Below are 26,170 nucleotides of genomic sequence, written 5' to 3'. Positions count from 1 at the left end.
CCGCGATTGCAAAGGTGGCACCACGGTAGCGGCCGATGCCGCGGAGTGAACAGGGGGCCCGTCGGAACGGGGTGCCGATATCGGAACGGCGCGCCGACAGCAGCCGCCCGTCGTGCGAGGGCAGCCGGACATCTTGCAATGATCGGGCGGTGAGCACTCACGAGCCCCACCTCCAGCCCGGCCCGCCACAGTCTGGTCGGCAGGCCGGACCACCACAGTCTGTTCCGCAGGCCGGCACGCAGTCTGGTCAGCAGGCCGGCCGGCATGGGCATGGGCACGAGCAGGCGCTCGCCCACGGCCATGGGGACGGGTACGGGCACAGTCATGGCCACAGGCACGGACGCGGGCACGAGCAAAGTCATGGCCACGGGCACGGGCATGGACACAGTCATGGCCACGGGCCGGCCACGCCCGTCTCCCGGCATCTGCGCAAGGTGATCGCGGCGGTGCTCATTCCGTTCGCGGCCGCGGTGGCAGTCGGCCTGGTCGTGCTCTGGCCGGGCGGCGCACCACCGCACAAACCGTCCGGGGTGGGCTTCGACCAACCCACGGAACGGGCCCGCGTGATCAAGGTGGCGGAGGTGAACTGTGCGGACGTACATGCCGAGCAGCAGCCCCAGCCACCGTCGCCGACCGGGCAACAGCCAACCGGGGGAGCGGAGAAGGGAAAGCCCTGCCAGCAGGCGACGATCAAGGTCACCACCGGCGAGAACGCCGGACGCACCTTCCAGACGGTGGTGACGCCGGACGCGCTCCGGCACTACTCCACCGGGCAGGACGTCGTGGTGGCCTACTCCCCCAAGGCGCCGAAGGAACTCCAGTACTCGGTCAGCGATGTCGACCGGTCCCTGCCGATGTGGATCCTGGCAGGGATCTTCGCCCTGGCGGTCGTCGTCGTGGGACGGCTGCGCGGGGTGCTGGCGCTGGTGGCACTGGCGGCCAGCTTCGTCGTCCTGACGCTGTTCATCCTGCCGGCGATCCTGCAGGGTTCCGATCCGCTGGTGGTGGCGGTGGTCGGGGGCAGCGCGATCATGCTGATCGCCCTGTACATGTGCCACGGCCTGACGGCCCGCACCTCGGTCGCGGTGCTCGGCACCCTCGCCTCGCTGCTGCTGATCGGGCTGCTGGGGTCGGTGTTCATCAACTGGGCGCTGCTGACCGGCAATACGGACGACACCACGGGGCTGGTGCACGGCCTCTATCCGAACATCGAGATCCGCGGTTTGCTGCTGGCAGGGATCATCATCGGTTCGCTGGGCGTGCTCGACGATGTGACGGTCACCCAGACCGCGGCGATCTGGGAGCTACGGGAGGCCGACCCGTCGGCCGGCTGGCGGAAGCTGTACGGCGCGGCGATGCGGATCGGCCGGGACCACATCGCCTCCGTCGTCAACACCCTCGTACTGGCCTACGCGGGCGCCGCCCTGCCGTTGCTTTTGCTGTTTTCGATCGCACAGAGCAGCGTCGCCACGGTCGCCACGAGCGAGGTCGTCGCCGAGGAAATCGTCCGCACCCTGGTGGGCAGCATCGGCCTGGTGGCCTCGGTACCCCTGACGACGCTACTGGCAGCCCTGGTCGTCGCAGCAGACCGCAAAAAGCCGGGCAGGCGGGGCACGGGGACCCCACCGCAAACCCCTGGCACGCGGGGCCCAGCCACCCCACCGGGCATCCCCGGAACGCGGAGTGCAGCAGCCCCACCGGCCGCCTACGGGACGCAGGAGACAACCGGATCATCAGAGCAAACAGGAACCACCACCCGCGCTCCCTCCGGTCACCGCGGAGGCCGCGGCAGGCGACGTAGGCGGTGAGCAGGGCGGGGCAGGGGCTGGGAGGCTGGGACTGGGAGGCTGGGGCTCTGGGGGCGGGGCCCCGGAGGGCTGAGGCCCGGTTTGGGCCGATACCCAGGGAGACCGGGGAGTCGGAGGGCGCACCGGTCCCGGGAAGTCTGGGACCCGAGAGCCGGGAGGCCCGGGGGGCCCGGGAGGCCCGGGAGCCCGCAAGGCCCTTTGAGGGGGCCGCGAGGCGCGGGAGGCCCGGACGCGGGGCACCCAGGCGGCGAGGCACCCGGAACCCGGGAACGCGCGGACGTGGGCCCCAAAACGCGGGACGCGAGAACGCGGGACACGGCCGAGGCGGGACGGTCGGGCGGGCGCAACTGGGTTGGTGCGGCCGGGTTGGTGCGGCCGGGGTCGCGGCCACGTAGTCGCGGACCAGGCCCACGGCGAGTGGGCACGCGCCAGGGTCGCAGCCAGGCGGGGACGAACCGGGTCACACGGTCAGGTGGGCACGCGCCGGGCCGGAGCCAGTCGGGGACAAATCGGGGCCGCGGTCAGGTGGGGACGAACCGGGCCGCTGCCAGGTGGGTACGGGCTGGGGCCGCAGTCAGATGGGGATGAACCGAGGCCGCAGTGGGCCGACGCGACCGGGGTCGCGGCCACGTGGGCGCGACCCGCGGTCAGGGGCGGTTGGGCACGGCCGGTGGGACGCGGGCGGGTCAGCCGGCGGGGGCCTCCGTGAGAATCTGGTCCAGCACCGCTTCCAGGGTGTCGCAGACCTCTTCCTTGCCCAGCGGGACGAGCCGGTCCGTACGGTCCAGGAAGGCGACCAGGGGCGCCGCACTGACCCGGAACAGGGCGCGCTCAAGGCCCACTTGAAGGCCGATGAAGACGTCGCTGAGGTGCGCGGGCGAGGCCGGTTCGATCCGCACATCACCCTCACCGGACGGCCGACTCAGCCCGTCCAGCAGCAGCTCACGACCGAACGCCCAGGTCACGGGCGCATCGCCGGGCAGGTCGAAGGTGAGACGGACGGCATACGGATCGGCGCTGTCGAAGTCGAGATCCACCGGGATCCGGAACGAAAGCTCCTCGGAGACGACGAAGCTCATGATCACTTCTGCCTGAACTGTGTCGGTCATCAACCACTGCCCCGCACTTGATCGGAGATGGCCGGGAAACATCCCCCATAGCCCTATTGACGCCATCGTCGGCCAGGCGCAGGCAGATCACAAGGAGTGAGTTTTCAGATACTGATAGAGAAGGCGAGTGTCGTTAGTGTCGCCTCCGCCATTTTTCGTAGTCGATCCGTAACGGACCGCAATCGATGCAGTTCTTCCGCCGGCAGGGAGACCGCCAGGGCCGCCGCGGCGGCGCCGACCTGGACGGGAATGGCCGCACAGACCGTGCCTAGGGCATATTCCTGGCACTCGTAGGCGACCTGCCCGCGACGCACCGTATCCAGGCGGCGCAGCAGATCGTCCTCGGTATCCAGGGAGAACGGGGTTATGGACTGCAGGGGATAGCGGGCCAGATGCTCCTTCCTCGTCGCGTCGTCAAGCTGAGCGAGCAGACATTGCCCGATCGCGTGGGCGTGGGCGGTACTGCGGAAGTCGACCCACTCCTCCACCGGCGGCCGTTCCGGGTCGTCGGTCACCGCCACGACCTCGACTTCACCCTCGCGGTAGACGGCGAAGTAGACGGCGGCTCCCAACTCCCGGCCCGCGAGTGCCAGCGCCTCCGAGATCTGGGCCCGCTGCCGGCGCCTGGCCCCGGCCCGGCCGATGGCTTCGGCCGCCTCCCCGAAGACGAACACGCCGTTCTCCCGGCGCAGATAGCCCTCGTGGGTCAGGGTCCGCAGCAGGTGGTACGTCGTCGGCAGCGGCAGCCCGGTCTCTCTGGCGAGTTGCTTGGCGGGCGCCCCGTCCTCGTGCGCCCCCACCGCTTCCAGCAACCGGAGCGCCCGCTGCACCGATCCGATCAGGGTGGGGTGAGAACCGGATTCGCCATTCGCCATTGCCAACGCCAACCCCCAGGTTCCGCTCGCCACGGGGTCCGGGCACCCCGGTCGCGGGAACCGCTCCCGCGCCCGCGTGCGTCTCCCGTCCCCCGCGGTGACACCCGTCCCGGCCTCGCCTCATGCAGCGCCTCCCGAACGTCACCCTCCGCACCACGACATCCGCACGCCACCGCCCGGGAATCACGGTCCGGGCGTCACCGTTCGAACGTCAACATGCGGAACGTCGCCGTCCGGAAGACGTCTGCGGTCCGCACTCTAGCTCCGCCTGTCGCGCCGATAGGCCGAAAGCCGGGGGAGTTAACCCGCCTGGCCCAGCGGCGACCACGAGGGGAGTTGATGCGGCGGGGGTGTGGTCGCGTTCGCCCCTTGCCGGGCAGGGCACCGCCATCCGGGACCACCTTCGGCCCCGGCCCGACCTTCATGTGGCCACCCTCGTCCAGGCCCCTCGTCCAGGCCCCTCGTCCAGGCCCCACATCGCCCGCACCCACTCCGCCCGAGGCAACGCCCGCCCAGGGCCACGTCCGAGCCTGGCCACACCCGTGCCTGGCCACGTCCGTGCCTGGCGGTGTTCGTCCGAGATCACGCCCGCCACAGCTCACGCCCGTCGGGGGTCACGCCCGCGGGTCACGTCCGTCCGGGATCACGTTCTCCCGTGGTCATGTCCGTCGCGTCCGTCCGGGATCACGTTCTCCCGTAGTCACGTCCGTCCGAGGTCGCGTTCGGTTCGGAGCGCACCTTCGCCTTCGGCGACCCTCATCCCGGGCCCGCCGAGGGGGCGCCCGCCCGGGCAAGCGGATGCCCGGGCACGGAGCACGGCGAGGGAGTGGGTGCCCGGGCGGGCGGCCCCTGAGCGGGAGAGCCACTGCCCGCGCGTGAGCCCCAGGCGAAGGAAGCCCACGCACGTGGCCGCCGCGGTGGGCGGCCCCCGGCGCAGCCCCGTGGCTTACCAGTCGGTCTTCGACGAGGACGACGACGAGCCGGTGAAACGGCGGACCAGGTAGATGACCCCCGCGATCAGAGCCGCCGCTATGAGGACCTTGAACAGCAGGCCGATCAGGAAGTGGAGCGCGGAGGCGATCAGGCCGCCGAACACCACGATCAGGACGACGGGAATCACAACCCAGGTGACCCACCACGGAAGTCCGGTGAATATCCCCTTACCAGCCACTGCTCTGCCCTGCTTTCTGTCGGTCGCGCCGTCTGTACCGTTGTCCGTACCGCGCTATCTGTCCGGTGCGCTGCGTTCAGCGCCGATGGCACCGTCCGCGGGCCGCGCACCTGCCGCCTCGCCGCCTCCGGCTCTTCCATCACCCACGATGCTAGGGCGCCGGACACCGCCGTGGGGGTCTCGTAGCCCCGGCTCGACCCTGACTCGTCCCCTACGGGTTCGGAGCCCCGACCCTTAGCTCTCAGGAGGAGAGAAGACCACCATCACCCGCAGATCCTCGCTGATGTGATGGAACTTGTGGGGTACCCCGGCCGGCACGTAGACGACGCTGCCGCGTGCCACCGGCTCCGTTTCCGCCCCGACGGTGATCAACCCCCGGCCGCTGACGACGAGATACACCTCGTCTTGGGCGTGCGGCCGCTGCGGATCGATGCTGCCGGCGTCCAGCGCGTACAGCCCGACCGACATGTTGCGCTCCCGGATGAACTGCAGATACGCGCCGTCGTTGGCGACCCGCTCTGCTTCCAGTTCCTCCAGCCTGAAAGCCTTCATGCCGTTCGCACCCCTCCGATGATTCACACTCGTCTGCGACGATCTCACCATGAAGCATTTTCTGGTCAAGACGATCGCCAACGCCGCGGCGCTTGCCGTGGCCATCTGGCTACTCAAGGACATCACGCTGACCGGCGAGAACACCGGCCGCAAGATACTCACCCTGATCCTCGTGGCGCTGATCTTCGGGTTGGTCAACTTCATCGTGAAGCCCGTCGTGAAGCTGCTGTCCCTCCCCTTGTTCATCCTCACCCTCGGCCTGATCACGCTGGTCGTGAACGCGCTGATGCTGCTACTGACCTCCTGGCTCGCGGGCAAGGCCGACCTCGCCTTCCATGTGAACGGCTTCTGGACGGCTGTGCTCGGTGGCGTGATCGTCTCGGTCGTCTCCTGGGCGATGCACGTGATCCTTCCCGACGAGGACTGACCGTTGACCGTTCCGTACCGCGTCTGCTTCGTCTGCACCGGCAACATCTGCCGGTCGCCGATGGCGGAGTCCGTCTTCCGCGCCCGGGTCGCGGAAGACGGGCTCGACGGCCTGGTGGAGGTGGACAGCGCGGGCACCGGCGGCTGGCACGAGGGCGGCGGTGCCGATCCGCGCACGGTCGCCGTCCTGCGTGCCGCCGGCTACCCGACCGCCCACACCGCCCGGCAGTTCCGCTCCTCCTGGTTCGCCCGCCTCGACCTCGTGATCGCCCTCGACTCCGGCCATCTGCGCGAACTCCGCAGGCTGGCCCCCACGCCGCAGGACGCGGCCAAGGTGCACCTGCTGCGTTCGTACGCGGCACAGGCCGCCGCCGATCTCGACGTCCCGGACCCCTACTACGGCGGCTTCGAGGGCTTCGAGGAGTGCCTGGAGATGATCGAGGCGGCGAGCGACGGCCTGCTGGCCGAGGTCCGCACCGCGCTCACCACGCGGACACTGCTCCCGGGGCACGCACCCGAGCCCGACGACCGGCGCGGTGCGCAGGTCCCGTACCACCCGCAGGAGAAGGAGAGCGCATGACGGGCGACGGCACCCGCGCCGTACGAGCCGGGCTCCCTGAGCCGGAGGCCTTCGAACCGGCGCTGCCCGGACCGGTGTTCGCGGCCCACTACCACCTCCCCGGCGACGCCGCCGGCCCGTACACCTACGGCCGCGACACCAACCCGACGTGGACCCATCTGGAACGCGCCATCGGGGAATTGGAGTCTCCGGACGGCACCGCGCACACGGTTGCGTTCGCCTCCGGGATGGCGGCGATCAGCGCCGTCCTCTTCTCCCAGCTGCGCTCCGGCGATGCCGTCGTGCTGCCCAGCGACGGCTACCAGCTGCTGCCCGCCGTCCGGACCCGGCTGGAGAGCTACGGCATCGAGGTCCGTACGGCCCCGACCGCACACGACGCCCAACTCGACGTGCTGGACGGCGCCCGGCTGCTGTGGATCGAGACACCCTCCAACCCCGGCCTCGATGTGTGTGACGTCCGTCGGCTCGCCGACGAGGCTCATCGGCGCGGCGCCCTGGTCGCGGTCGACAACACCCTCGCCACGCCGCTCGGCCAGCGCCCGCTGGACCTCGGAGCGGACTTCTCGGTCGCCAGCGGCACCAAGGCACTCACCGGCCACGGCGACGTCCTGCTCGGCTATGTCAGCACCCGCGACGCCGCGCTGGCCGATGCCGTACGGCAGTGGCGCAAGACCGTGGGCGCGATCCCCGGCCCCATGGAGAGCTGGCTGGCGCACCGCTCGCTGGCCACCCTCGCGCTGCGCGTCCGCCAGCAGTCGGCCGGCGCCCTCGCGCTCGCCGCCGCACTGGCCGACCGTCCCGAGGTCACCGGCCTGCGCCACCCCGGCCTGCCGGCCGACCCGGCCCACCCGCTCGCCGCCCGCCAGATGCGTCCCGGACATTTCGGCTCCGTGGTGTCCTTCACCCTCCCGGACAAGGCCCACGCGGAACGCTTCCTGGCCGCCCTCACCCTGGTCGACGACGCCACGAGCTTCGGCGGCGTGCGCTCCACCGCCGAACGCCGCGCCCGCTGGGGCGGCGACGCCGTCCCCGAGGGCTTCATCCGCTTCTCGGTCGGCGTCGAGGACCCGGACGATCTGATCGCGGACGTCCTCCGCGCCTTGGACACGGCCCACGCGAACTGACCTGGCGCTGGCGCTGGGGCTGGCGGCGAGAGCCGGAACGGCCAGTCCCCGAACGGGCGGTGCCCGAACAGCCAGTCCCGGGACGTCACATGAAAGGGCCGGCAGGGTATCCCCCCTCGTCACCCTGCCGGCCGCGGTTGCGTGGTGCGCGCCGCCACGTGTTTCACGTGAAACCGAATGTTCCACGTGAAACCAACCGCTCGAACAAGGCTAGTTGACTGAGCGTCAGTGTCCAATCACGCTAGAGACACAGCCCTATCCGCAATTTTATGGCTGGCCCGCGACCAGGCTTCCGAGGGGCGCAGGAGGTACGGGATGGATCTGGCTCTGCTGCGCACCTTCGTCACGGTGCACCGAGCCGGTTCCTTCACCCGCGCCGCAGCGTTACTCGGGCTCTCCCAGCCCGCCGTGACCAGCCAGATTCGCTCCCTGGAACGCCAGTTGGGCCGTCCGCTCTTCCTCCGCTGCGCCCGTGGCGTCACGCCGACCACCGTCGGCGACGAGCTCGCCCACAAAGTGGCACCGCACCTCGACGCGCTCACCGAGATCACCGAGGCCGGGCTCGACCGGGAATCCGTCACCCGCACCCTGCACCTCGCCGGGCCACCGGAGTTCATGGCCCAACGCGCGCTTCCCGCACTGGCTCCGCTCATCACCCAGGGCCTCTCCCTACGCACCACCTTCGGCTCCGCGGACGAGCTGTTGACCGGGCTGGCGGCCGGCCACCACGATCTGACCGTCACCACCACCCGGCCACGCGGCGGGCTGCTGACCGCCACCGCGCTGTGCGACGAGGAGCACGTACTGATCGCCGCGCCGTCCTGGTCGGCGCAGTTCGGCGGCCCGGCCGTGCTGCAGGCGGGCGGCGTCCGCGTACTGGATTCCGTACCGCTCGTCGAGGTCCACGAGAGCCTGCCGATGATCGCCCGCTACTGGGCCGAGGTCTTCGACGCCAAGCCCGCGGCGTCCGCCGCCGTCATCACCGCCGATCTCCGCGCGGTCCTGGCGTGTGTGACGGCCGGGGCGGGGCTGGCCGTGCTGCCGCGCTATCTGTGCGCCGAGGCACTCGCGTGCGGCGAGGTCGTGGCGCTGCTCGATCCTCCGGTGCCCCCGCTGCGCACCTACTTCCTCGCCGTACGGACCGGGACGCTGGGCCTTCCGCATATCGCCCGGGCTCACGAGTGGCTGCTGCGGTCCGCGGTCGACTGGTGACGAGCTGCGGACATCGGTCGGCCGGCGGCCAGCCGCGGGAGCCGGTGGACCGGTGGGCCGGTGACGAGCTGCGGTGGCCGGTGGGCCGGTGAGGAGCTGTGTGCCCCGGTGGCTGGTGGTGGAGGGGCGGGGGTTTCACCAGGGCGTGGTTGCGGCATCTGTCGACTATGACCGTACGGCCAGTCGTCAAACGCACCGCCCGCGCGATTCTGCTCGACGGCGAGGACCTGATTCTGATCAAACGCACCAAGCCGGGACGGACCCCGTACTGGATCACCCCTGGTGGCGGCGTTGAGCCGGAGGACGCCACGGTTGTCGACGCGCTCCATCGCGAGCTGGACGAAGAGCTGGGCGCCAAGATCAAGGACGTGGTCCCGGTCTTCGTCGACACCGTCGAGCACTTCAGTGACGGCGGGGTGGACGGCGTGAAGGTCCAGCACTTCTTCGTCTGCCGGCTCGACTTCATGGACCCCACCCGCCGGCACGGCCCCGAGGTCGACGAGCCGTGCGGCGACTACGAGATCGTGCGGGTGCCGTTCACCCGGGTCGGCATCGCCTCCGTCGAAGTCGTCCCGCTGTCGTTGCGGCACTATCTGGACGGCAACATCGAGGGCGTACGGGCGATGCACGCGCCGGATCTGGGGTGAGCCGGGAGCCCGGCCTGCGCTGAGCCCGGCCCGGGGTGAGCCCACGGTGCAGGAGCCGCGGCCGGGTTGGCGCCTCAGACGTCGCGTCGGCCGAACCAGCCGCGGAACTCCGGCTCGTCCTCCGCCGGCCGACGCGGCTGGGCACGCGCCAGCACCCGCTCGACCCGGTCGAGGAACTCCGCGTTCAGCTCCCCCACGAAGTCGTCCCGGCCCGGGGCGTCGGCCGCCCGGGCGCTCGACGAAGGACCGGTCTCCGCGATGCGGGAGGGAGGGCCGGGGATCGCGGTGCCGTCCAGTGCTGAACCGTGCCCGTTCCCGGGCACGGGTCCGTCTTCTTGGCCGGTCCCGTGCGCCGCCGGCGCCTCGCCCGGGGTGTCCTCGTGCAAGCCGCCCCGGAGATGTTCGTTCTTGCGCTCCGGGCGGCGGAAGGGTGCTCGGTCGCCCGCCTCGGCCGCCGCGTCGAAGAAGTCACCGCCCTTCCTCTTGAAGTCGTCGGTGCCCCAGGCCCGCGCCCCGCGCTGCTGCGGCGGGACCTTCTGCAGATGCGGAATGTGCTTGGCGCAGTGGATGTACGCCTCCTCGACCTCGACCATGACCCACAACTGGGCGCGCCGGCCGGGGACCGGATCGACCGGCAGGCCCGGATGGCCGGCCCGCATCTCCTCGTCCATCACCACCCGGGCCCGCCCGTTGACGTGCAGGCCGATGCGGTCCCGGGTGAAGTCGACCATCAGGATGCCGAGACGGGGGTTCTCCGAGATGTTGCCGATGGACGCCATGACGCCATTGCCCCGGTATTCCGGGTACGCCAGCGTGCGCGCGTCGAGCACCTGCACAAATCCGGGCGGACCGGCACGGAACGTTGCATCGCATTCGCCGTGCCGGTCGGCCGTGGACAGGAAGAACATCTCCTGCCGACCGACGAACTCCTGCATACGGGCATTGAGGTGGTCCAGCACCTGGTCGCGGTAGAACCGGTCGGCGCGCTCGGTCGTACCGAGTCTCTGCTGCACCAGGTGCTCGCCGTCGCTCCCGGGGCGCTCTCCTTGCGGCATACCCCGCATACCCGGCCCCTCCCCTGTCGGCCCGTATTCGCCGTGCTCTGCCAAGACCTCAATCCCCTACCGAGACCAGCTCTTCCACCGAGTCGTGCCGTATGCGGTCGGACGGAATGCCGACCCCTACCAAAGCGTCCACACCGCTGCGGATCAAGCCCGGCGGCCCGGAAAGATATGCGTCGTATTCCCGGAACGGCCCGTATTGCCGCACCGCATCGGGAAGTTGGCCGGTCTCGCTGCTGGTTCCGCCGCGGACCGCGGGTCCGGTGGCGACGACCGGGCGGACCGAGAGCCACTGGTGGGTCTGCTCCAGACGCAGCATGGTGTCGAGGTCGTAGAGGTCGTGGTCGCTGCGCGCGCCGTAGAACACCTCGACCGGGCGCCGGATGCCGTGGTCGGCGACGTCCTCGATCAGGGCCTTGATGGGCGCGATGCCGGTGCCGCCGCCGACGCACAGCAGGCCGTTGCGGGTGGTGTGGTCGACGGTCATCGAACCGGCCGGTGCGCCGAGCCGGAGGACGTCGCCGGGGCGGGCCCGGTGCACCATCGCGTTGGAGACCCAACCGGCCGGTACCGCCTTCACGTGGAAGGAGAGCAGACCGTCGGAACGCGGCGCCGAAGCGAAGGAGTAGTGCCGCCAGACCCGCGGCCACCAGGGCGTTTCGACGCTGGTGTACTGCCCGGCGAGGAACGGGTACGGCTGGTCCGGACGGACCGTGACCACCGCGATCTCCGGCGTGCGCAGCTCGTGCGAGACGACCTCGGCCTGCCACCAGGCGGGCGCCACGGCCTCGTTCTCGGCGGCCGCGTCGATCATGATCTGGGAGATCGCGGTGTACGCGCGCACCCACGCGGCTTCGGCTTCCGGGCCCCAACTGGTCGTGGCGTAACGGGCGAGCGCGCTGAGCAGGCACTCGCCGACCGCGGGGTAGTGGTCGGGCTGGGTGCCGTATTTGCGGTGACCGCGGCCGAGGTTGGCGAGGTAGCTGGTGAGCACCTCGGTGTCGTCGACGTGCGTGGCCGCGGTGAGCAGCGCCTTGAACAGCCGGTCGCGCTGGGTGTCCATCGAGGCCGGGAAGAGGGCCCGCAGATCCGGGTGCTGGACGAAGAGCAGCGCGTAGAAGTACGAGGTGACCTTGTCGGCCACGGGCTCGATCTCGGCCATGGTGCGACGGATGAGGATCGCGTCGGGCGAAGCGGGCGCCTCGGACACGGTGGCCCCGAGCGCGGCGAGGGAGGGCTGGGGGGCGGGGGGAGCGGCGGGGGGAGCAGCGGCGGTACCGGTGGTGGGGGTGTTCGTAATGGGGCTGTTGGGGGTGGGGATGTCGCTGGCGGGGGTCCTGGGGACGGTGGTGCCGGGGCCGGCCGCGCCGCGGTGGGGGTCACCGGGGCCGGGGGTGGCGCTGTGGGTGGGCGCCGCTGCCGTGGGGCGCGCCGTTTGATGGACGGGCTCGGGCTCGTGGCCACGGGCGGCGCCGCGCTCCCATACAGACGGGCGGGGCGACGGCTCCATGGGCGGTCGGCGGGCGGCCTCTGCGGCCGCCTGGCCGGTGATCTCCGCAGCCGGCTGACCAGTGGGCTCCGGGGCCGGCCGACGGGCGGACTCCGGGGCCGGATGACGGGTGGGCTCCGGGGCCGGATGACGAACCGGCTCGCCATAGGGGAGGGAGGGGTCCCGGTATGCCGGGGCGGGGTCGCCGTACGGGCGGGCGGGGTCCCCGTACCCGGGGTCGGGTTCGCCGAACGGGTTGGGGGGCTCGCGGTGCGGCTGGGGAGCCTGCGGCGGCTCCGTCCCACGATCGGCAGCGGTACCTACCGGCCGGATCGGGTTGACCGGCCGACTGGGTATCCGCTCCCGTTCGTTCGGAGGGTGAGGGAAGTTCGAGGCATTCGGGGAGCTCGGGACGTTCGGCGCATTACGGCCGTCCGGTACGCCGCGGTAGTCGCGTTCGCCTTGTTCACCGCGGTAGTCACGTTGACCCTGTTGGTCGGGTTGGTTGCGATAGACGTGTTCGCCGCGTTCACGTTGTTCACCGTGATAGACGCGTTCGTCCCGGTTGCTGGGCTCGCCCCGGTTACTGGGCTCACCCGGGCCGTTGGGCTCGCCCCAGCCATCAGCCTCGGCCCGGCCACTTCCGTAGGGGGTGCTTCCGTCCAGGCCATCCCGGTCCTGGCGGTCCCGGCGCCGGCTGTCCTGACTGCCCGGATCCTGGTGATCCTGGGCATCCTGTCGCTCCTGCTGTTCCCCGGAGGACTTCTTCGCCGGCGGAGTGAACCAACCCCAATCGCCGCTGCTGCCGCCAGAAGAGCCGCTATCGGCCGATGTGGTGGTCGGAGCGTCCATGGTCTGCCTCGCCTCGAACGTCTTTCGGTCGTCTTCGCACTTCCGTAGACCGGAACTGCCCGGAATTCCCCCGCCCTGACCGGAATTCTTAATCGACTCAAGCGATTCCGGCAACACCCGCTAAAGCGGACAAATCTCACTTCCCTGCGACAATGTGGAGCAGATGCCGCGTCAACAGCATGCCACCCAGCCCACCACAACGGACAAACAGCCGGAAGTCCGGGTGTCACGGGCCACTTCACCGCTAGGCTGACAAGCTTTGCCCGCGTCCTTGCGTGCCCGCGGAAGCCCTCACCCCCGCCAAGCCGGACTCGACCATACCGGCAGTAGTTGAAACCACAAGCCCTGATCTTGGAACACTCCGCACGCCCCTCCGATATCCGCGATCCTCAGTACAGAGCGCATTTTTCGCGCACACACGGGTGAATCAGCCGCAGAAAGCGCGGAATTACCCGCCGGTACGGACCAATGCGTATGCCTCTCGCAGATCACGCCCCGTGTAGGCAAATGAAGCCAGGTCACTGACGTGGTGATCGGCATTCACCGCCACGGACCGGGGCACCGCCGCGAACAGTGCGGTGTCCGACATGGAGTCGCCGTACGCCACGCAGTCGTCACGGGTCAGCCCGTACTGCACGCAGAGTTCATCTGCGATCCGTACCTTCGCCGCCGACGACAGGATGCCGTCCGGATCCACCGGCCGCCTGATCGGCACGGCGGGCCAGCGGGAACCGTGCGCCGTGTCGGCTCCCCAGTCCAGCAGCCGCTCGACGAAGAAGCCGGGCGAGAGGGAAATCACCGCGCACCGTTCACCGCGGGTGCGGATATCGGCCCAGACCTCCCGAATTCCGGCGAGCCAGGGCGCGCCGTCGAAGGCGGCGGCCACTTGAAGTTCGGTCAGCTCGGCGGCCCAGAGATCGCAGGCCAACTGCGCGAACTGCACCGGCGTCAGCTCCGCCGCGGCGAACCGGCGCTCCAACTCGGCGATCTCCCGATCGAGACCGAGCTGCCGCGATATCTCAACGGCAGCCGCGGACCCGTACAGCAAGGTCCCGTCCATATCGAAAAGATGCAGCATCCCCATGCCGGGGAGCGTAACCACTACACGATCACGGGGGCAGGGGGCAGGGGGCAGGGGCGGGGTGGGAGCGGGGCTGGGTCGGGGCGGGCTGGGGGGCTGGACAAGGTAGGGGGGCGGGCCGAGGTGGAGGGTGGAGAGGTCCGGGGCCGGGCCGGGGAGAGGTCGGACAGCGAGGCGACTCGGGCATCGAGAGGCAGCGGGAGGGCGGCGGCCGCGAACCGCCGCCGCGGCAACTGCCGGCCGTACTCGGGGACGCGTATACGGGGATACTCCCGGCGGCAGATGTACGAGACGGGCCCGGCCACGACCGTGGACCGTATGCAGCAGCTCAGCCGGCCCGCCCGCCGGGCCCTCCTCGTCCTCCATGTCGCCACATCCGTCAGCTGGCTCGGTGTCACGCTCGGGCTGCTGGCACTCAGCATCACGGGCTGGACCACCGGCTCCCCCGAGATGGCAGCCGTCGCCTACCGCGCGATGAAGATCTTCGGTGACTGGCTGGGCCTCCCCCTCGCCTTCAGTGCACTGGTCACCGGTCTGGTGCTGTCGCTGGGTACCCCGTGGGGACTGGCCCGGCACCGCTGGGTCTACGTCAAGTTCTGGCTGACGCTCGTCACGGTGTTGCTGTCGGTCTTCTCACTCCGCCCGGGCATCGACCGTCTCGCCGCCGAGGCCACCACCGGTACCCCGGCCCCCGACATCGGCCTCGTCATCGCACCCGCGGTCGCCTCGGCCACCTACTTCTTCCTCACCGCGATCTCCGTCCTCAAGCCCTGGGGACCGACCCGCCGCGGCCGCCGACTGCGCGAGGACCGGGCGGCCGAGGCCCGCGCCCGCCGGGTGCCGGGGAACGGCCGGGCGGGCGCGGGCGCCAGCTGACGGGCGGCGGGGCGGCCATTTCCTTCCCGTTCCTTCCCGCTCAGTCCAGCTCAGTCCAGCTCAGTCCAGCTCACTCCAGCTCGGTCCAGCTCACTCCAGGCCCGCCTCCGCTATCGCGCTGAGGACAATCTGGTGGTCCTGGTCGGGGGCGCCACCACCGAAGCCGATCGCGCCGATCAGCCGCCCGTCGCGGTGGAGCGGCACCCCTCCCGCGAGGAAGAGCAGCGGCCGGTCCAGCGCGGTGGGCAGCGTGTGGAAGAGGCCGTCGGGCCGTACCAGCTCGACGAGGTCAGCGGTCGGCGCATCCAGCTGGAGGGCGGTGAACGCCTTGCGGGTGCTGGTCTCCCCGGAGATCAGCACGGCCGCATCGTCCCTACGGAAGCCGAGCAGATGCCCGCCCGCATCCAGAACGCTGACGCTGCCCCGCACCCCGGTGCCCTCGGCCGCCCGCACGGCGGCTTCGATGAGGCTCTCCGCATCGCGGGTGGTGAGCGGACGGACGACCGGAGCGTCGCGGTCGACGGGGGAGGCGGCACTGGGGCCAGCGGCGGAAGGGGAGGTCGTGGGGGAGGGAGCGGCCGTGGCGGAGGGGGAGGTGCTCATGAGGGGTTCCTTGCGGGGTTTCTTGTGGGGTTCCTTGGGGGTTTCTTGCGGGGTTTCTTGCGGGGTTTCTTGAAGAGAGAGGCTGCGCTGCCCGTGCGGTGCGGTCGGTGTATGTCAGCCGTACGGGGCCGCCGTGGGTATCAGTGGTGCGCCGCTGCCATGGGCTCGTCGGCGACCGTGGTGGAGCCGCCCGCAGCCACCACCTGGCCACGGCCCGTCTGACGCCGCTCCAAGGCGGAGGCGAATATCGCCACACCGAGCGCGGCGGCGGTCATCAGCGCACCGACCCAGTTGGGTGCGGTGTAGCCGAGGCCGGCCGAGATGACCAGCCCGCCGAGCCAAGCGGCCAGCGCATTGCCGAAGTTGAAGGCCGCGATGTTGCCGGCCGAGGCGAGCGTGGGCGCGGCGGCCGCCTGGTCCATGACCCGCTTCTGCAGCGGCGGCACGGTCGCGAAGCCGAAGATGCCGATCAGCGCGATGGTGATCGTCGCGGCGATCTTGTTGTGCGCGGTGAAGTTGAACGCGGCCAGCGAGAGCGCCAGGCCGGTCATCGACACGTACAGCATCGGCATCATGGCGCGGTCGGTGAAACGGCCGGAGACCAAGTTTCCGCCGACCATACCGAGGCCGAAGATGGCCGTCAGCCAGATGACGGAGGACGGGGCGAAGCCGGTGACCTCGGTCATCATCGAGGCGAGGTAGGTGACCGCGGCGAAGACACCGCCGAAGCCGAGGACCGTCATCAGCATCGCCAGACCGACCTGCGGGTTGCGGAAGACCGCGAGCTCGCTGCCGAGGCGCGAGGCGGCCTTCGCCCGCTGCGCCGGGATCAGCTTGATGATGCCCAGCAGGCCGATCACGCCGAGCGCGGTGATGGCGTAGAAGGTGGTCCGCCAGCCGAACTGCTGGCTGAGCATCGTGCCGGCCGGTACGCCCACGACGTTGGCGACGGTCAGGCCGCTGAACATGAGCGAGATGGCGGCGGCGCGCTTCTGGGGGGCGACGAGGTCGGCGGCAACGATGGCGCCGATGCCGAAGAACGCGCCGTGCGTGAACGCGGAGACGATCCGGCCGGCAAGCATGATCCAGAAGCTGGGCGCGAGCGACGTGAGCAGGTTGCCCACAATGAACAGGCCCATCAGCAGCATCAGCATCTGCTTGCGCGTGAAGCGCGTGCCGAGCGCCGTCATCAGCGGGGCGCCGACGACCACGCCGAGGGCGTAGAGAGTGGTCGCGTATCCGGCGAGGGGGATGGAGACGTCGAAGCCGGCCGCCATGTCGGGCAGCAGGCCCATGACCGCGAACTCGGTCGTTCCGATCCCGAAAGCACCGATGGCAAGAGCCAGGAGTGCGAGAGGCATGACGGATCCCTTCGAATGATTGCGTCCGTCCCTTACGAGCGTCCACAATAATTGCAGACGCGGGTTAATTGCAAGCGCCGGATATTTCGCTGGTGTCCTATCCTGGATCGTGCGCCCCATGAGGAGGTCTTCGATGACGCAGCAGACGCGCGAGAAGCAGAAAGCTCGGCCGCAGACGGAGGCCGCGAGGGCAGGCGCCCCGCAGGTGGAGGCCACGGGACCGGAGGTCCCGGAGACCGCAGTGACCCCGGACGCCGCGCCCGGCTGCCCGCCGGCGGCCACCCCCGCCCTGGCTCAGGGCTGGTGCGCGCTCTCGGCTCTGCACGGCCGCATCGAGTCGCACATCGAGCGCGCTCTTCAGGCGCAGCACGACCTCAGCGTCCGCGAGTTCTCGGTCCTCAACGTGCTCAGCGAGCAGCACGACGGGCCGGGCGGTCATCTGCGGATGAATCAGGTCGCGGACTCGGTCGTGCTCAGCCAGAGCGCCACCACCCGCCTCGTGACCCGCCTGGAGGACCGCGGTCTGCTGTCCCGCTACCTGTGCCCCGACGACCGGCGTGGCATCTATACGAACGTCACGCCTGACGGGCTGGCCCTCCTGGTGGAGGCCCGGCCGACGCATGACGGGGCCCTCTGCGAGGCCCTGCAGGAGGCCGCACAGCGGCCTGAGCTGGCGCCGCTGGTCACGGCGGTCCAGACCCTCGCCCCGTCACAGGACTGACCGGCGGCCAGGTCGGCGCGGCGGAGATGCCGAGGCATAGGGTCGCGCCCATGAGCGACATCGAGATACGCCGCGCCACCGAGGCCGACCTGCCCGCCATCGTCGCGATGCTTGCTGACGACCCGTTGGGCGCCACCCGGGAATCGCCGGACGACCTGGCTCCGTACATCGCCGCCTACACGGCACTGGCCGCCGACCCGAACCAGCACCTGATCGTCGCGGCGCGCGAAGGACGGACGATCGGAACGCTCCAGCTCACGGTCATCCCCGGGCTGTCCCGGCGCGGCGCCACCCGGTCGATCATCGAAGGCGTGCGGGTGCACCGTGAGGAACGCGGCAGCGGCCTCGGAACCCAGCTCATCGAGTGGGCGATCACCGAATCACGCACGCTGGGCTGCGGGATGGTGCAGCTGACCTCCGACGCCACCCGCGTCGATGCCCACCGCTTCTACGAGCGCCTCGGCTTCGAGGCCTCCCATCTGGGATTCAAGCTGATGCTCTGAACGAGGACAGCGTCACATCCGCCGGGTGCGGCCCCGCGCCCGGTGTGCCCGCTGCCGGCAGGCCCCGCCGCAGTAGCGCGCGGGCCGGCCGGTGCGCGCGGGTTCGATCACCGTCCCGCACTCCACACACCGCGTTTCATTACGGTTTCCGGGCGAACCGGGCAGTTTCGTTACGGTGTCTTGGGTGCGCAGCGCATCACACATCAGCGCCGTCATCCGGCCCGGCGCCCCGCCGTCCGCGTCCGATCCGGACCGGGCCTGCTCCATGGAGAGACAGCCCACCAGCAGCGCCTTGAGGTCGGCGAGCCCGACGTCCAGCCGTACCTTGCCGGCGAGTTGGGCTCTGGTGAGCAAGGATTCCAGCGCCTCGTCGAAGTCCCGCCCGGCCTCCGGCGACGGCCCGAAGCGTCCCGTGCCGGCCGCCTCCAGCGCGTCACACAACGCCTTGTTCCGTGACGCGAGGCGCACCACCGAGGACAGGTAGCGGAAGAAGACCTCGCCGGGTTCGTCGACATCCACCAAGTCCCTTGCGGTGTCCGTGAAGAGCTCGATCCGCTCGACGACGGCCGCCCTGAACAGGGCTTCCTTGGAAGGAAAATGGCGGTAGACGGTGCCCGCGCCGACCCCTGCCCGGCGGGCGATCTCGCCGAGCGGCACCCCCAACCCCTGTTCCTCGAAGGCCGATCGGGCCGCCTGGAGCACGAGCGCCCTGTTGCGCCGCGCATCAGAGCGCGCGGGCGCATGACCGCGCCGGGCACCACCCTCCGCCATCCCCGGACCTCCTGAAGACCCTGCCCCACCGGTTCGCGCATCCCGCACCAACAAACGGGTCGCTCATTCCGATTCTATGAGAGCGTTTGGACATGATCGTTAAGGGACTCACGGCGAGATACCGGAGAGGGTGCGCGCGGTCGAGCACACAGGCCGGGGCTGTCGAGCACACGAGCCGGGCCAGAGCATGAGTCAGAGCCACCGGACGTTGCCGGGGGAACCTTCAGCGCGTCGGGGATCTTCAGCATTCAGCCTGCCGCCGGTGCATCTGACGCGCCACCGGAGTACACCCGGTCGGGCCGGTCTCCGCGTCCACGCACAGGAGCAATCAGTACTCAACTACCGGACTGCGAACGGGACTTGGCAAACAAAAATGGGCCCTTGAGGAGCACTTCGGCGACCTCGGGCCCGAGCGAGTGAGCTGGTTTCACGTGAAACGGCGGTGCATGGCGCATCCGCAGGGGGGTCGTGTTTCACGTGAAACACGACCCCCCGCGGCATCCTCAGCCGGCGGACACCCCGTCCCATGCCTCGCCCGCCGCAACGGCTGCGCCCTCGGCATCCACCGAGACGCCCAGCGCACGAAGCCCGCCGGCCAGCGCCACCAGCGAGGCCCTGACCACTGCGAGATCGGCGGCACGGCCGTAGTGGTTCACCCGGATCATCTCCTTGGCCAGCGTTCCCGCCGCGGCCTGCACGGGCACCGCTCCGTCCACCGCGAGTGCGGCGGCCACGATCTCCCGTGCGTCGACTCCCTCGGGCGCGCGCAGGGTTGTTGCCGCCGGCGCCGCGTCCTCGTCACGCTCGACGTACGGAGTCAGCTCCCCCAGGGCCCGCACGCCGGCCCGGGTCGCCGCTGCCGCCGCCCGGTGCCGGGCGATGACCGCGTCCAGCCCCTCCGCCTCGATACGGTCCGCCGCCTGCTCCAGCGCGAGCATCTCCAGCTGAGCCGGCGCGTGCGGCAGAGCCGTACGACCGCCGTCGAGCCAGCGTTCCTTCCAATCCAGCAGCGACAGGTACGAACGCCGCGGGGCCTGCTCATTGGCGGCGATCCGCTCCCACGCCCGGGCGCTGACCGAGGCCACGGACACTCCGGCGGGCCCGGCCAGCGCCTTCTGTCCGCCGATGACGCACAGGTCCACGCCCCACTCATCGGTCAACAGCGGCTCGGCACCGACCGAAGCGACCGCGTCCAGCATCAGCAGCGCGCCGTGCTCCCGCACCACGGCGCCGATCTCGGCGACGGGGTTGGTGTTGCCGGTGGCCGCCTCGGCGTGCACCAGGCTCACAAAGTCGATTTCGGGGCGCTCACGCAGCGCCTCGGCCACCTGGCGCGGGTCGACCGCTCCGGTGAAGGGTGCGGAGAGGGTGACCACCTCGGCGCCGCAGGAACGCAGCCAGCCGCCGAAGGTCTCCCCGTAGGGGCCGGTGATGATGTTGAGGGCGGTGCTGCCGGGCCGTACGGCGGACCGGATGCAGGCCTCCAGCGGCAGCAGCGCCTCGCCCTGCATCGTCACGACGTCGCAGCGGGTGCGCATCAGCGCGGCGACCTTGTCCTCGATGCGCGCGAAGTGGGCCGCGGTGAGGGGCGGCAGGTCGAGCAGGTCGGGGGCAGCGGTGTTCGCGGTCGGATCAGACACGGCAGACATGGGGCCTTCCAGCGGTAGCGAGCCGCCTCGGCGCGGCTCCTGACATCGGATTCGACTGTACGTCCGGAGTCCGCGCCGCCGCGTTACGGGCGTCAGACCCGCCAGCCCTCCGGGTCCACTCCGCCGGGCACCGGTCCCGACGGCTCGTAGGGACCGCGGGTGAAGACGAAGGTGCCGAGGTCGAGATGGCTGACCGCGCCCTGCTCGTCCCGCACCACCCGCAGCGTCTCGCCCGCGTAGTAGCCGTCCAGGCCGGTCCAGGTGCCGTCGTCCTCGGCACGGAACCGCGAGCCCCGTCCCGCCCCGGACAGCGGGGCGAGTTCCAGCTCGCGGTCGGCCCGCAGCCGCAACGCATGCGGGTTCGCGCCCCAGTACCAGGGCCCTGTCAGCGCCAGCAGCTCCGGATCCAGCGGTCCGGACAGCGGACGCCAGGGCTCGGGGATCCGGGGCTCGTGTGCGGTCACGATCCCGGCGAGCTCGGACGCGATGGTGGGAACCGCAGGACCCGAGGTGCAGTTCGCCAGCACGATCACCGCCACGTCCTCCTCCGGGTCGGTCCACAGTGTCGCCAGGAACCCGGGCATCGAGCCGGTGTGCCCGGCCAGCCGGCGCCCTCCCCGGCGTACGAGCTGGAGTCCCAGCCCGTACCCGGCGTCCCAGCCGTTCTCCTCCGGCGGCACCGCGGGCGTGCGCATCTCGGCCACGGTCGACGCGCTCAGCACCCGGTCGTCACCACGCAGCAGGAAGGCCCCCCAGCGGCACAGGTCGTCCGGTGTCGACCACAACTGGCCTGCCGGAGCCATCAGTCCGGTGTCGTGGGCGGGTTCGGGCAGCAGCGCATCGGCCCACGGATGCACCGCCCAGCCGTTCGCGTGGGGCGCCTGGGGATCGAGCGTCGTACGGGCCATGCCCAGGGGCTGAAGGACCTCGTCCCGCAGCACCTCGTACCAGGGCGTGCCGCCCCGAAGCCGCTCGACGACTGCGCCGAGCAGGGCGTATCCCGGGTTGGAGTAGTGGTGGCGACGTCCCGCCGCGAGCCGCTGCGGGCGATCATCGAACAGATCGGCCGGCTCGGGGCGCAGCTCGCCCGCGGTCCGCTCCCACCACGGGCCACGCGGCTCGGCGGTCAAACCCGAGGAATGGGAGAGGAGTTGGGCGATCGTCGCCTCAGGCACCGGGGTGCTCTTGAGGTGCTTGCCCACGGGATCGTCCAGACGCAGCAGCCCTTCGTCGCGCAGCCTCATCACGAGGACGGCGATCAGCGTTTTGGTGAGCGAGCCGATCCGGTACTGCACATCGCCGTGCGGCGCCGCCCCTTCTACCGAGCCCCGGCTCCCCATCCAGACCGGTCGTCCCTCGCGCACCACCGCACCCACCATCGAAGGCGCCCGCCCCTCGGCCTGCCCGACGGCCAGTCGGCGTAGCAGCGCCCGCCGCGTCTGGGGCAACAGCTCCGTGAACGCCGCAGAGGTCTCGGCCCACACCGGCTCCCCGTCCACCGGCCGGGGACCGTCCGCTACGGGCTCAGGCGACTCCGCGGACTGGGTGATGGTCATGGCACGCTCCTCAACGACAGGTCCGACTCGGCCGGCCCCTATCCTCACCGCTCACCGCAGCGCCGTCGCCCCGACAACCGCACCCAGTTCGGTCTGCTCGTCCGCCGGCAGCCAGCGCGCCGCATGCACCATGTGCAGCGCGGACCGGAGCCGTACGCGGTCCGCTTCCGTTCCGAGGTGGCCGAGGTACGCCGGGAGCGTCAGCCCCAGCGCCTTGAGGTCGGCCCGCGCACACCAACGCGCCAACAGCTCGCGGATGCGTCCGTCGAGCTCGGCATCGAGGGGCTGGAGCGCCGCGGCACCGGGCAGCGTGGGGGCGTCGGACACTTCGTCGGACACTTCGGCGGGCACCGCGTCGGCCGTCGCCCGCAGCCCCTCCGCGATCGCGAAACGGTTCCAGTCGCCGTACTGGCCGTGGTGGTCGTAGTGGTCACGTTGGCCGTGCCGATCGTGCCGGCCTCCGGCCGGGTCACACACCCGCTCCGCTGCCCGCAGGAAGTAGTGGTGAGCGAGTGCGCGGCGGCCGAGCCGCCGATAAGCATGGGCCATGTTCAGATACAGCGAGGGATAGAACTCCCGCACGCGCTCATCCGCGACGCGATCGGCGCGGTCCAGGCATTCCTGGTTCCACCGCAGCGTCTCCTCCGCCGACTTCTGGTGCAGCGCGAGGTAGTGCGCGGCGATGCACGCCTCATAGTCGTCGGCGGCGATGTCCCAGGCCTGCTGGAAGAGTTCGCGCGCGACTTCCGCCCGCCCCTCCGCCTCGGCCTGCATCCCTTTCCCACACAACCGGACCACGGGCAGTTCCGGATCCATCGTCACGCTCCCCTCCTCCGTCATCGCCGGCCCCCGGCACCGCGTACAGGCATCACCAGCGTCGTGAAACTTCCCTGGTCGGCGGAGCGGACCACGACCGGCCGGTCCGCCGAGACGATCTCCATCAGGACATCCGGCCCCACTCCGGCTTCCAACGCAGGCACAAGGACCGCTGGGTCGAAGGCGATGCGGAGCGCGCTTCCCGTGAGGACGGCCCTCAGCCGGACGGGCTGCCTGGCCCCGCCCGTCACCTCCAGCGTCTGCACGGCCTCTGGGTCGGCTTCCGCGGTTTCACGTGAAACATCGAGCAATCCGTCACGTGTTTCACGTGAAACGGCCCGCTGCCTCCCCTCGGCCTCGCACTCGTCCCTGGAAGGGACCGACAACGACACCACCCCCGACCGCCCCGCTACCGCGTCCCTCAGCCCCGCCCGGTCCACGATGAGTCGATGCCGCTCCGCTGCCAGGACCTCCAGCACCATCCGGTAGTCCGGAAACCTCGCCGCGCCCTTCGCCAGGTGCCCTTCAGCTGAGCCATCACCCGCCTTATCGACGGGCTCCGGCACCTCGCGCCAGTCCGCTCCGTTCGCACCGCTCCGCAGTCGTACGCCCGCCGTCTCCCCGCCACATTCCACGTCCACCGCCACCTGTCGTACGGCCCACTCCGCCAGGCTCCGGGCAGCGTCCGCCCCGATGAGGGCCTGCCGTGGTCCGCCCGCGAACTCCTCCGGCCGCAGCACCCGTACCGCCAGCCGATAGCGGTCGGTGGCGGCCAACCGCACCTCACCGTCGGCGAGTTCGAGCGCCACACAGCCCAGTACGGGGAATTCCTGAGCGGTCGCGCCCCTCGCGGCCGCCGGTGCCACCTGCCGTACGGCGCTGGCGAGCTCGGCACCGCCCACCCGCGCCCGCGCCCATCCGTTGCCGTCCGTTGCCTCACCGGGCACCCCGCCGGGCGCCTGGTGCAGAAACCCCGCCACCACCGCATGCGCCTCATCGGCCGTCCGCCGCATCCGTTCCAGATGCTCACGGAGAACCTCCCGAGCCGCCTCCTGCGGACCGTCCAGGACCACCGCGACATCGACCAGCGGCAGCCCCGCCTCCCGCAGACGGCGCAGCCGCACCGCCCGCGCCGCCTGGTCCGCGGCATAACGCCGATAGCCCGTCGCGCCGTCCACCTGGGCCGGCCGCAGCACCCCACAATCGTCGTAGAACCGCAGGGCGCTCGGCGCCAGGCCCACCTGCCGCGCGAACGCACCGATGCTCAACAGCTCGCCGGTGTCGTCCATGCACGCGATTCTGGAGCTTCGACCAACCTGAAGGTCAAAGCCCGGCCTCGGTCCCACGGATTTCCGGGCCCTGCCGGGGCCGCCTCATGCCGGCGACCCAGCGGTCGCCAGCCGGGCGAGGGCCACCGCCTCACCGCTGCCCTCCGCGGCACTGAACACATGCACCACGAGGCCCGTCTCACCCGGTGCGGCCGGCACGTGCAGCGTCTCGTAGTCCAGGGTGAGCAGGCCGGCCACCGGGTGCCGCAGGCGTTTGCGTCCGGCACCGCACATCACGACCTCACCGCTGTCCCAGATCCGCCGGAACTCGGGGCTGTGCGTGGACAGTTCGGTGATGAGCGCGGCCAGTTCCCCGTCCTCGGGGTAACGGCCTGCGGCGACCCGCAACTGGCCCACGGCCTCCGCTGCCCGGTCCGGCCACTCGGGATAGAGCTCCTGGGATGCGGGGTCGCGGAAGAGGAACCGGGCGTTGTTCCGGTCGCGCCGTTCCGGGTCGGCCAGGCCACCGGTCAGCTCGGCCCCCAGGTCGTTCCACGCCACGACGTCGAGGCGATGGTTCGTCGCGAAGGCCGGGAGGCCGCCCATGGCGTCCAGCATCCGCTGCAGCACGGGGCTGACCCGGACCACGGGCGCGGGGCCCCGCCGGGCATCGGCCAGCGTGGTGAGGTGCCTGCGTTCCGCCGCGTCGAGGCCGAGCGCGTCGGCGAGGGCGTCCAGCACCTCGGGGGACGGCTGGGTGTTGCGGCCCTGTTCGAGGCGCACGTAATAGTCCACGCTGATCCCGGCGAGCTGGGCCAACTCCTCGCGGCGCAGCCCCCGCACCCGACGTCGCTTGCCGCCGGCGAGCCCGACGTCCTCCGGTGCCACCCGCCCCCGGCGGGCCCGCAGAAAACTGCCGAGCGCCCGCCGGGTGTCCCCGACCCCGTCGATGCGGTCTTCGATGCGGTCGAGCTCGCCGCCGTCACCGGCCCGGTTCCCGTTCCCGGCCCCATGCGCGGTCACGGCCCCGGCCCCGGGCCCGGTCCCGTGGCCCCCGCCGCCTGTCTGCTCGATGTGGTCCGCACCGTCCATGCGGTCAAGTATGGGTGGCCCTAGCGTTACCAGGATTGCCGTTCCGGCGGTTGAAGCGGGTTCTGGTTACCCGTCCGCGCACGGGAGAACGTGGCCGCATGACCGAAGCCACGCCGCGGCAGCCGCAGAAGATCCTCGTCGTCAGCGCCCATCCGGAACCCCGTTCGCTCACCGCCGTTCTGACCGCCTTCGCGGTCGAGCACCTGCGTGCGGCCGGGCACGAGGTGCAGGTGTCCGACCTCTACGCCATGAAGTGGAAGGCGACGGTGGACGCCGATGACTTCCCCGACCACGCCGCGGACCGGCGGCTGCAGGTGATGGCAGCCTCGGAGCGGGCCACGCTGGCGGGGCGGCTGGCGCCCGAGATCGCGGCGGAGCAGGAGAAGGTGCGCTGGGCGGACGCGGTGATCCTGCAGTTCCCGCTGTGGTGGTTCTCGGTGCCCGCGATCCTCAAGGGCTGGATGGACCGGGTGTTCACCAGCGGGTTCGGATACGGCCCGGCAGTCCCGCCGCCCTACAGCGAGGGCGCCCTGGCGGGGCGCCGGGCGCTGGTGTCGGTGACGGTCGGCGCCCGGGAGTCCGCGTTCTCCGACCGGGGCATCCACGGTCGGCTCACGGACGTCCTCCACCCGGTCCAGCACGGCCTGTTCTGGTTCACCGGCATGACGCCGCTCGAACCGTTCGCGGTGTACGGCGCGAACGACCTGCCGGAGGAACAACTCGCGGCGGCGAAGCGGGAGTTCGGGCGACGTCTCGATGGACTCTTCACCGACGCACCGGTCCCGTTCCGGGCGCTCGACGGCGGTGACTACGGGCGCGACATGCGGCTGCTGCCGGGCGTCGAGGCACCGGGCACGAGCGGACTCGACCTCCACCTCCGCACGGACGCGGACGCCGGCCCGGACACCGGCATCCGCCCGGACGCGCCCGCCCGCCCTCGGGGCTGAGTCAGGCGTCGATCGCCGGG

The 26,170-nt window shown here is 71.0% G+C and carries 25 protein-coding genes; 10 read left to right on the top strand and 15 right to left on the bottom strand.

The window, feature by feature from the left end; all coding sequences use genetic code 11:
• Positions 1 to 149 precede the first annotated feature (149 nt).
• Positions 150 to 1,808, top strand: coding sequence for a YibE/F family protein (locus tag V2J85_RS15870; RefSeq protein ID WP_419836788.1), 1,659 nt, complete (start codon positions 150 to 152; stop codon positions 1,806 to 1,808).
• 686 nt (positions 1,809 to 2,494) lie between these two features.
• Here the strand turns inward: V2J85_RS15870 and V2J85_RS15865 are convergent.
• The 4 genes from V2J85_RS15865 to V2J85_RS15850 form a co-directional block, all read right to left on the bottom strand.
• Positions 2,495 to 2,917 carry an SsgA family sporulation/cell division regulator gene (locus V2J85_RS15865; RefSeq protein ID WP_261956658.1) on the bottom strand — a complete coding sequence of 141 codons (423 nt, stop codon included), beginning with the start codon at positions 2,915 to 2,917 and terminating at the stop codon, positions 2,495 to 2,497.
• A gap of 104 nt (positions 2,918 to 3,021) precedes the next feature.
• Complete coding sequence (locus tag V2J85_RS15860; RefSeq protein WP_330821938.1) at positions 3,022 to 3,792, bottom strand: IclR family transcriptional regulator; 771 nt, start codon at positions 3,790 to 3,792, stop codon at positions 3,022 to 3,024.
• 946 nt (positions 3,793 to 4,738) lie between these two features.
• A complete protein-coding gene (locus V2J85_RS15855) occupies positions 4,739 to 4,963 on the bottom strand; it encodes a DUF5326 family protein (protein WP_261956659.1) in 225 nt (74 codons plus the stop codon).
• Positions 4,964 to 5,197: 234 nt separating this feature from the next.
• Positions 5,198 to 5,515, bottom strand: a complete 318-nt coding sequence (locus tag V2J85_RS15850; protein ID WP_201805744.1) for a cupin domain-containing protein — start codon at positions 5,513 to 5,515, stop codon at positions 5,198 to 5,200.
• A 49-nt stretch (positions 5,516 to 5,564) separates the two neighbouring features.
• On the opposite strand from V2J85_RS15850, the gene V2J85_RS15845 reads away from it, so the two are divergent.
• The 5 genes from V2J85_RS15845 (at position 5,565) to V2J85_RS15825 (ending at position 9,504) form a co-directional block, all read left to right on the top strand.
• Positions 5,565 to 5,942: a phage holin family protein gene (locus tag V2J85_RS15845; RefSeq protein ID WP_261956660.1), complete on the top strand. Its 378-nt coding sequence runs from the start codon at positions 5,565 to 5,567 to the stop codon at positions 5,940 to 5,942.
• Between the two features lie 3 nt (positions 5,943 to 5,945).
• Positions 5,946 to 6,521: a low molecular weight protein-tyrosine-phosphatase gene (locus tag V2J85_RS15840; protein ID WP_330821937.1), complete on the top strand. Its 576-nt coding sequence runs from the start codon at positions 5,946 to 5,948 to the stop codon at positions 6,519 to 6,521.
• Positions 6,518 to 7,645, top strand: coding sequence for a cystathionine gamma-lyase (locus V2J85_RS15835; RefSeq protein ID WP_330821936.1), 1,128 nt, complete (start codon positions 6,518 to 6,520; stop codon positions 7,643 to 7,645). Before V2J85_RS15840 ends, V2J85_RS15835 begins: the two co-directional genes overlap by 4 nt.
• Positions 7,646 to 7,960: 315 nt before the next feature.
• Complete coding sequence (locus V2J85_RS15830; RefSeq protein WP_261956662.1) at positions 7,961 to 8,857, top strand: LysR family transcriptional regulator; 897 nt, start codon at positions 7,961 to 7,963, stop codon at positions 8,855 to 8,857.
• Between the two features lie 167 nt (positions 8,858 to 9,024).
• The gene (locus V2J85_RS15825) at positions 9,025 to 9,504 is read left to right on the top strand and encodes an NUDIX hydrolase (protein WP_330821935.1); all 480 of its coding nucleotides are present in this window, start codon (positions 9,025 to 9,027) and stop codon (positions 9,502 to 9,504) included.
• A gap of 74 nt (positions 9,505 to 9,578) precedes the next feature.
• Here the strand turns inward: V2J85_RS15825 and V2J85_RS15820 are convergent, their stop codons facing one another.
• The 3 genes from V2J85_RS15820 to V2J85_RS15810 all read right to left on the bottom strand — a co-directional run bounded on the left by V2J85_RS15820 (position 9,579) and on the right by V2J85_RS15810 (position 13,990).
• Complete coding sequence (locus V2J85_RS15820) at positions 9,579 to 10,517, bottom strand: pyridoxamine 5'-phosphate oxidase family protein (protein ID WP_419836787.1); 939 nt, start codon at positions 10,515 to 10,517, stop codon at positions 9,579 to 9,581.
• Between the two features lie 100 nt (positions 10,518 to 10,617).
• The gene (locus V2J85_RS15815) at positions 10,618 to 12,075 is read right to left on the bottom strand and encodes a globin domain-containing protein (RefSeq protein ID WP_330821934.1); all 1,458 of its coding nucleotides are present in this window, start codon (positions 12,073 to 12,075) and stop codon (positions 10,618 to 10,620) included.
• Positions 12,076 to 13,354: 1,279 nt separating this feature from the next.
• Complete coding sequence (locus V2J85_RS15810; protein ID WP_261956665.1) at positions 13,355 to 13,990, bottom strand: HAD family hydrolase; 636 nt, start codon at positions 13,988 to 13,990, stop codon at positions 13,355 to 13,357.
• Between the two features lie 315 nt (positions 13,991 to 14,305).
• Here V2J85_RS15810 and V2J85_RS15805 point away from each other — a divergent pair, with 315 nt between their 5' ends.
• The gene (locus V2J85_RS15805; RefSeq protein ID WP_330821933.1) at positions 14,306 to 14,863 is read left to right on the top strand and encodes a DUF2269 family protein; all 558 of its coding nucleotides are present in this window, start codon (positions 14,306 to 14,308) and stop codon (positions 14,861 to 14,863) included.
• Positions 14,864 to 14,953: 90 nt separating this feature from the next.
• On the opposite strand, the gene V2J85_RS15800 is transcribed toward V2J85_RS15805, so the two are convergent.
• Both V2J85_RS15800 and V2J85_RS15795 read right to left on the bottom strand, forming a co-directional pair.
• Positions 14,954 to 15,466 (bottom strand): GlcG/HbpS family heme-binding protein, encoded by a 513-nt coding sequence (locus V2J85_RS15800; protein WP_330821932.1) that lies wholly within the window; start codon positions 15,464 to 15,466, stop codon positions 14,954 to 14,956.
• 140 nt (positions 15,467 to 15,606) lie between these two features.
• Positions 15,607 to 16,827 (bottom strand): MFS transporter, encoded by a 1,221-nt coding sequence (locus tag V2J85_RS15795; RefSeq protein WP_261956668.1) that lies wholly within the window; start codon positions 16,825 to 16,827, stop codon positions 15,607 to 15,609.
• A 133-nt stretch (positions 16,828 to 16,960) separates the two neighbouring features.
• Here V2J85_RS15795 and V2J85_RS15790 point away from each other — a divergent pair, with 133 nt between their 5' ends.
• Together V2J85_RS15790 and V2J85_RS15785 are read left to right on the top strand one after the other, a co-directional pair.
• Positions 16,961 to 17,548 carry a MarR family winged helix-turn-helix transcriptional regulator gene (locus tag V2J85_RS15790; protein WP_410011305.1) on the top strand — a complete coding sequence of 196 codons (588 nt, stop codon included), beginning with the start codon at positions 16,961 to 16,963 and terminating at the stop codon, positions 17,546 to 17,548.
• A 50-nt stretch (positions 17,549 to 17,598) separates the two neighbouring features.
• Positions 17,599 to 18,051, top strand: coding sequence for a GNAT family N-acetyltransferase (locus tag V2J85_RS15785; protein ID WP_261956669.1), 453 nt, complete (start codon positions 17,599 to 17,601; stop codon positions 18,049 to 18,051).
• Positions 18,052 to 18,063: 12 nt separating this feature from the next.
• Here the strand turns inward: V2J85_RS15785 and V2J85_RS15780 are convergent, their stop codons facing one another.
• From V2J85_RS15780 to V2J85_RS15755, 6 genes are all read right to left on the bottom strand, one after another.
• Positions 18,064 to 18,822, bottom strand: a complete 759-nt coding sequence (locus V2J85_RS15780; protein ID WP_330821931.1) for a TetR/AcrR family transcriptional regulator — start codon at positions 18,820 to 18,822, stop codon at positions 18,064 to 18,066.
• A gap of 503 nt (positions 18,823 to 19,325) precedes the next feature.
• Complete coding sequence (locus V2J85_RS15775; protein WP_330821930.1) at positions 19,326 to 20,471, bottom strand: pyridoxal-phosphate-dependent aminotransferase family protein; 1,146 nt, start codon at positions 20,469 to 20,471, stop codon at positions 19,326 to 19,328.
• A 92-nt stretch (positions 20,472 to 20,563) separates the two neighbouring features.
• Positions 20,564 to 22,027, bottom strand: coding sequence for a serine hydrolase domain-containing protein (locus V2J85_RS15770; RefSeq protein WP_330821929.1), 1,464 nt, complete (start codon positions 22,025 to 22,027; stop codon positions 20,564 to 20,566).
• Positions 22,028 to 22,078: 51 nt separating this feature from the next.
• A complete protein-coding gene (locus V2J85_RS15765; protein ID WP_330821994.1) occupies positions 22,079 to 22,843 on the bottom strand; it encodes a hypothetical protein in 765 nt (254 codons plus the stop codon).
• 20 nt (positions 22,844 to 22,863) lie between these two features.
• Positions 22,864 to 24,132, bottom strand: a complete 1,269-nt coding sequence (locus V2J85_RS15760) for a MerR family transcriptional regulator (RefSeq protein WP_330821928.1) — start codon at positions 24,130 to 24,132, stop codon at positions 22,864 to 22,866.
• 84 nt (positions 24,133 to 24,216) lie between these two features.
• Positions 24,217 to 25,203, bottom strand: coding sequence for a helix-turn-helix domain-containing protein (locus tag V2J85_RS15755; RefSeq protein WP_330821927.1), 987 nt, complete (start codon positions 25,201 to 25,203; stop codon positions 24,217 to 24,219).
• A gap of 98 nt (positions 25,204 to 25,301) precedes the next feature.
• On the opposite strand from V2J85_RS15755, the gene V2J85_RS15750 reads away from it, so the two are divergent.
• Positions 25,302 to 26,150: an NAD(P)H-dependent oxidoreductase gene (locus V2J85_RS15750; RefSeq protein ID WP_330821926.1), complete on the top strand. Its 849-nt coding sequence runs from the start codon at positions 25,302 to 25,304 to the stop codon at positions 26,148 to 26,150.
• Positions 26,151 to 26,170: the final 20 nt, after the last annotated feature.

It is taken from the genome of Streptomyces bugieae (genome assembly GCF_036352915.1).
GTDB lineage: Bacteria > Actinomycetota > Actinomycetes > Streptomycetales > Streptomycetaceae > Streptomyces > Streptomyces endophytica.
This window is presented reverse-complemented; position numbering and strand designations above follow the sequence as displayed.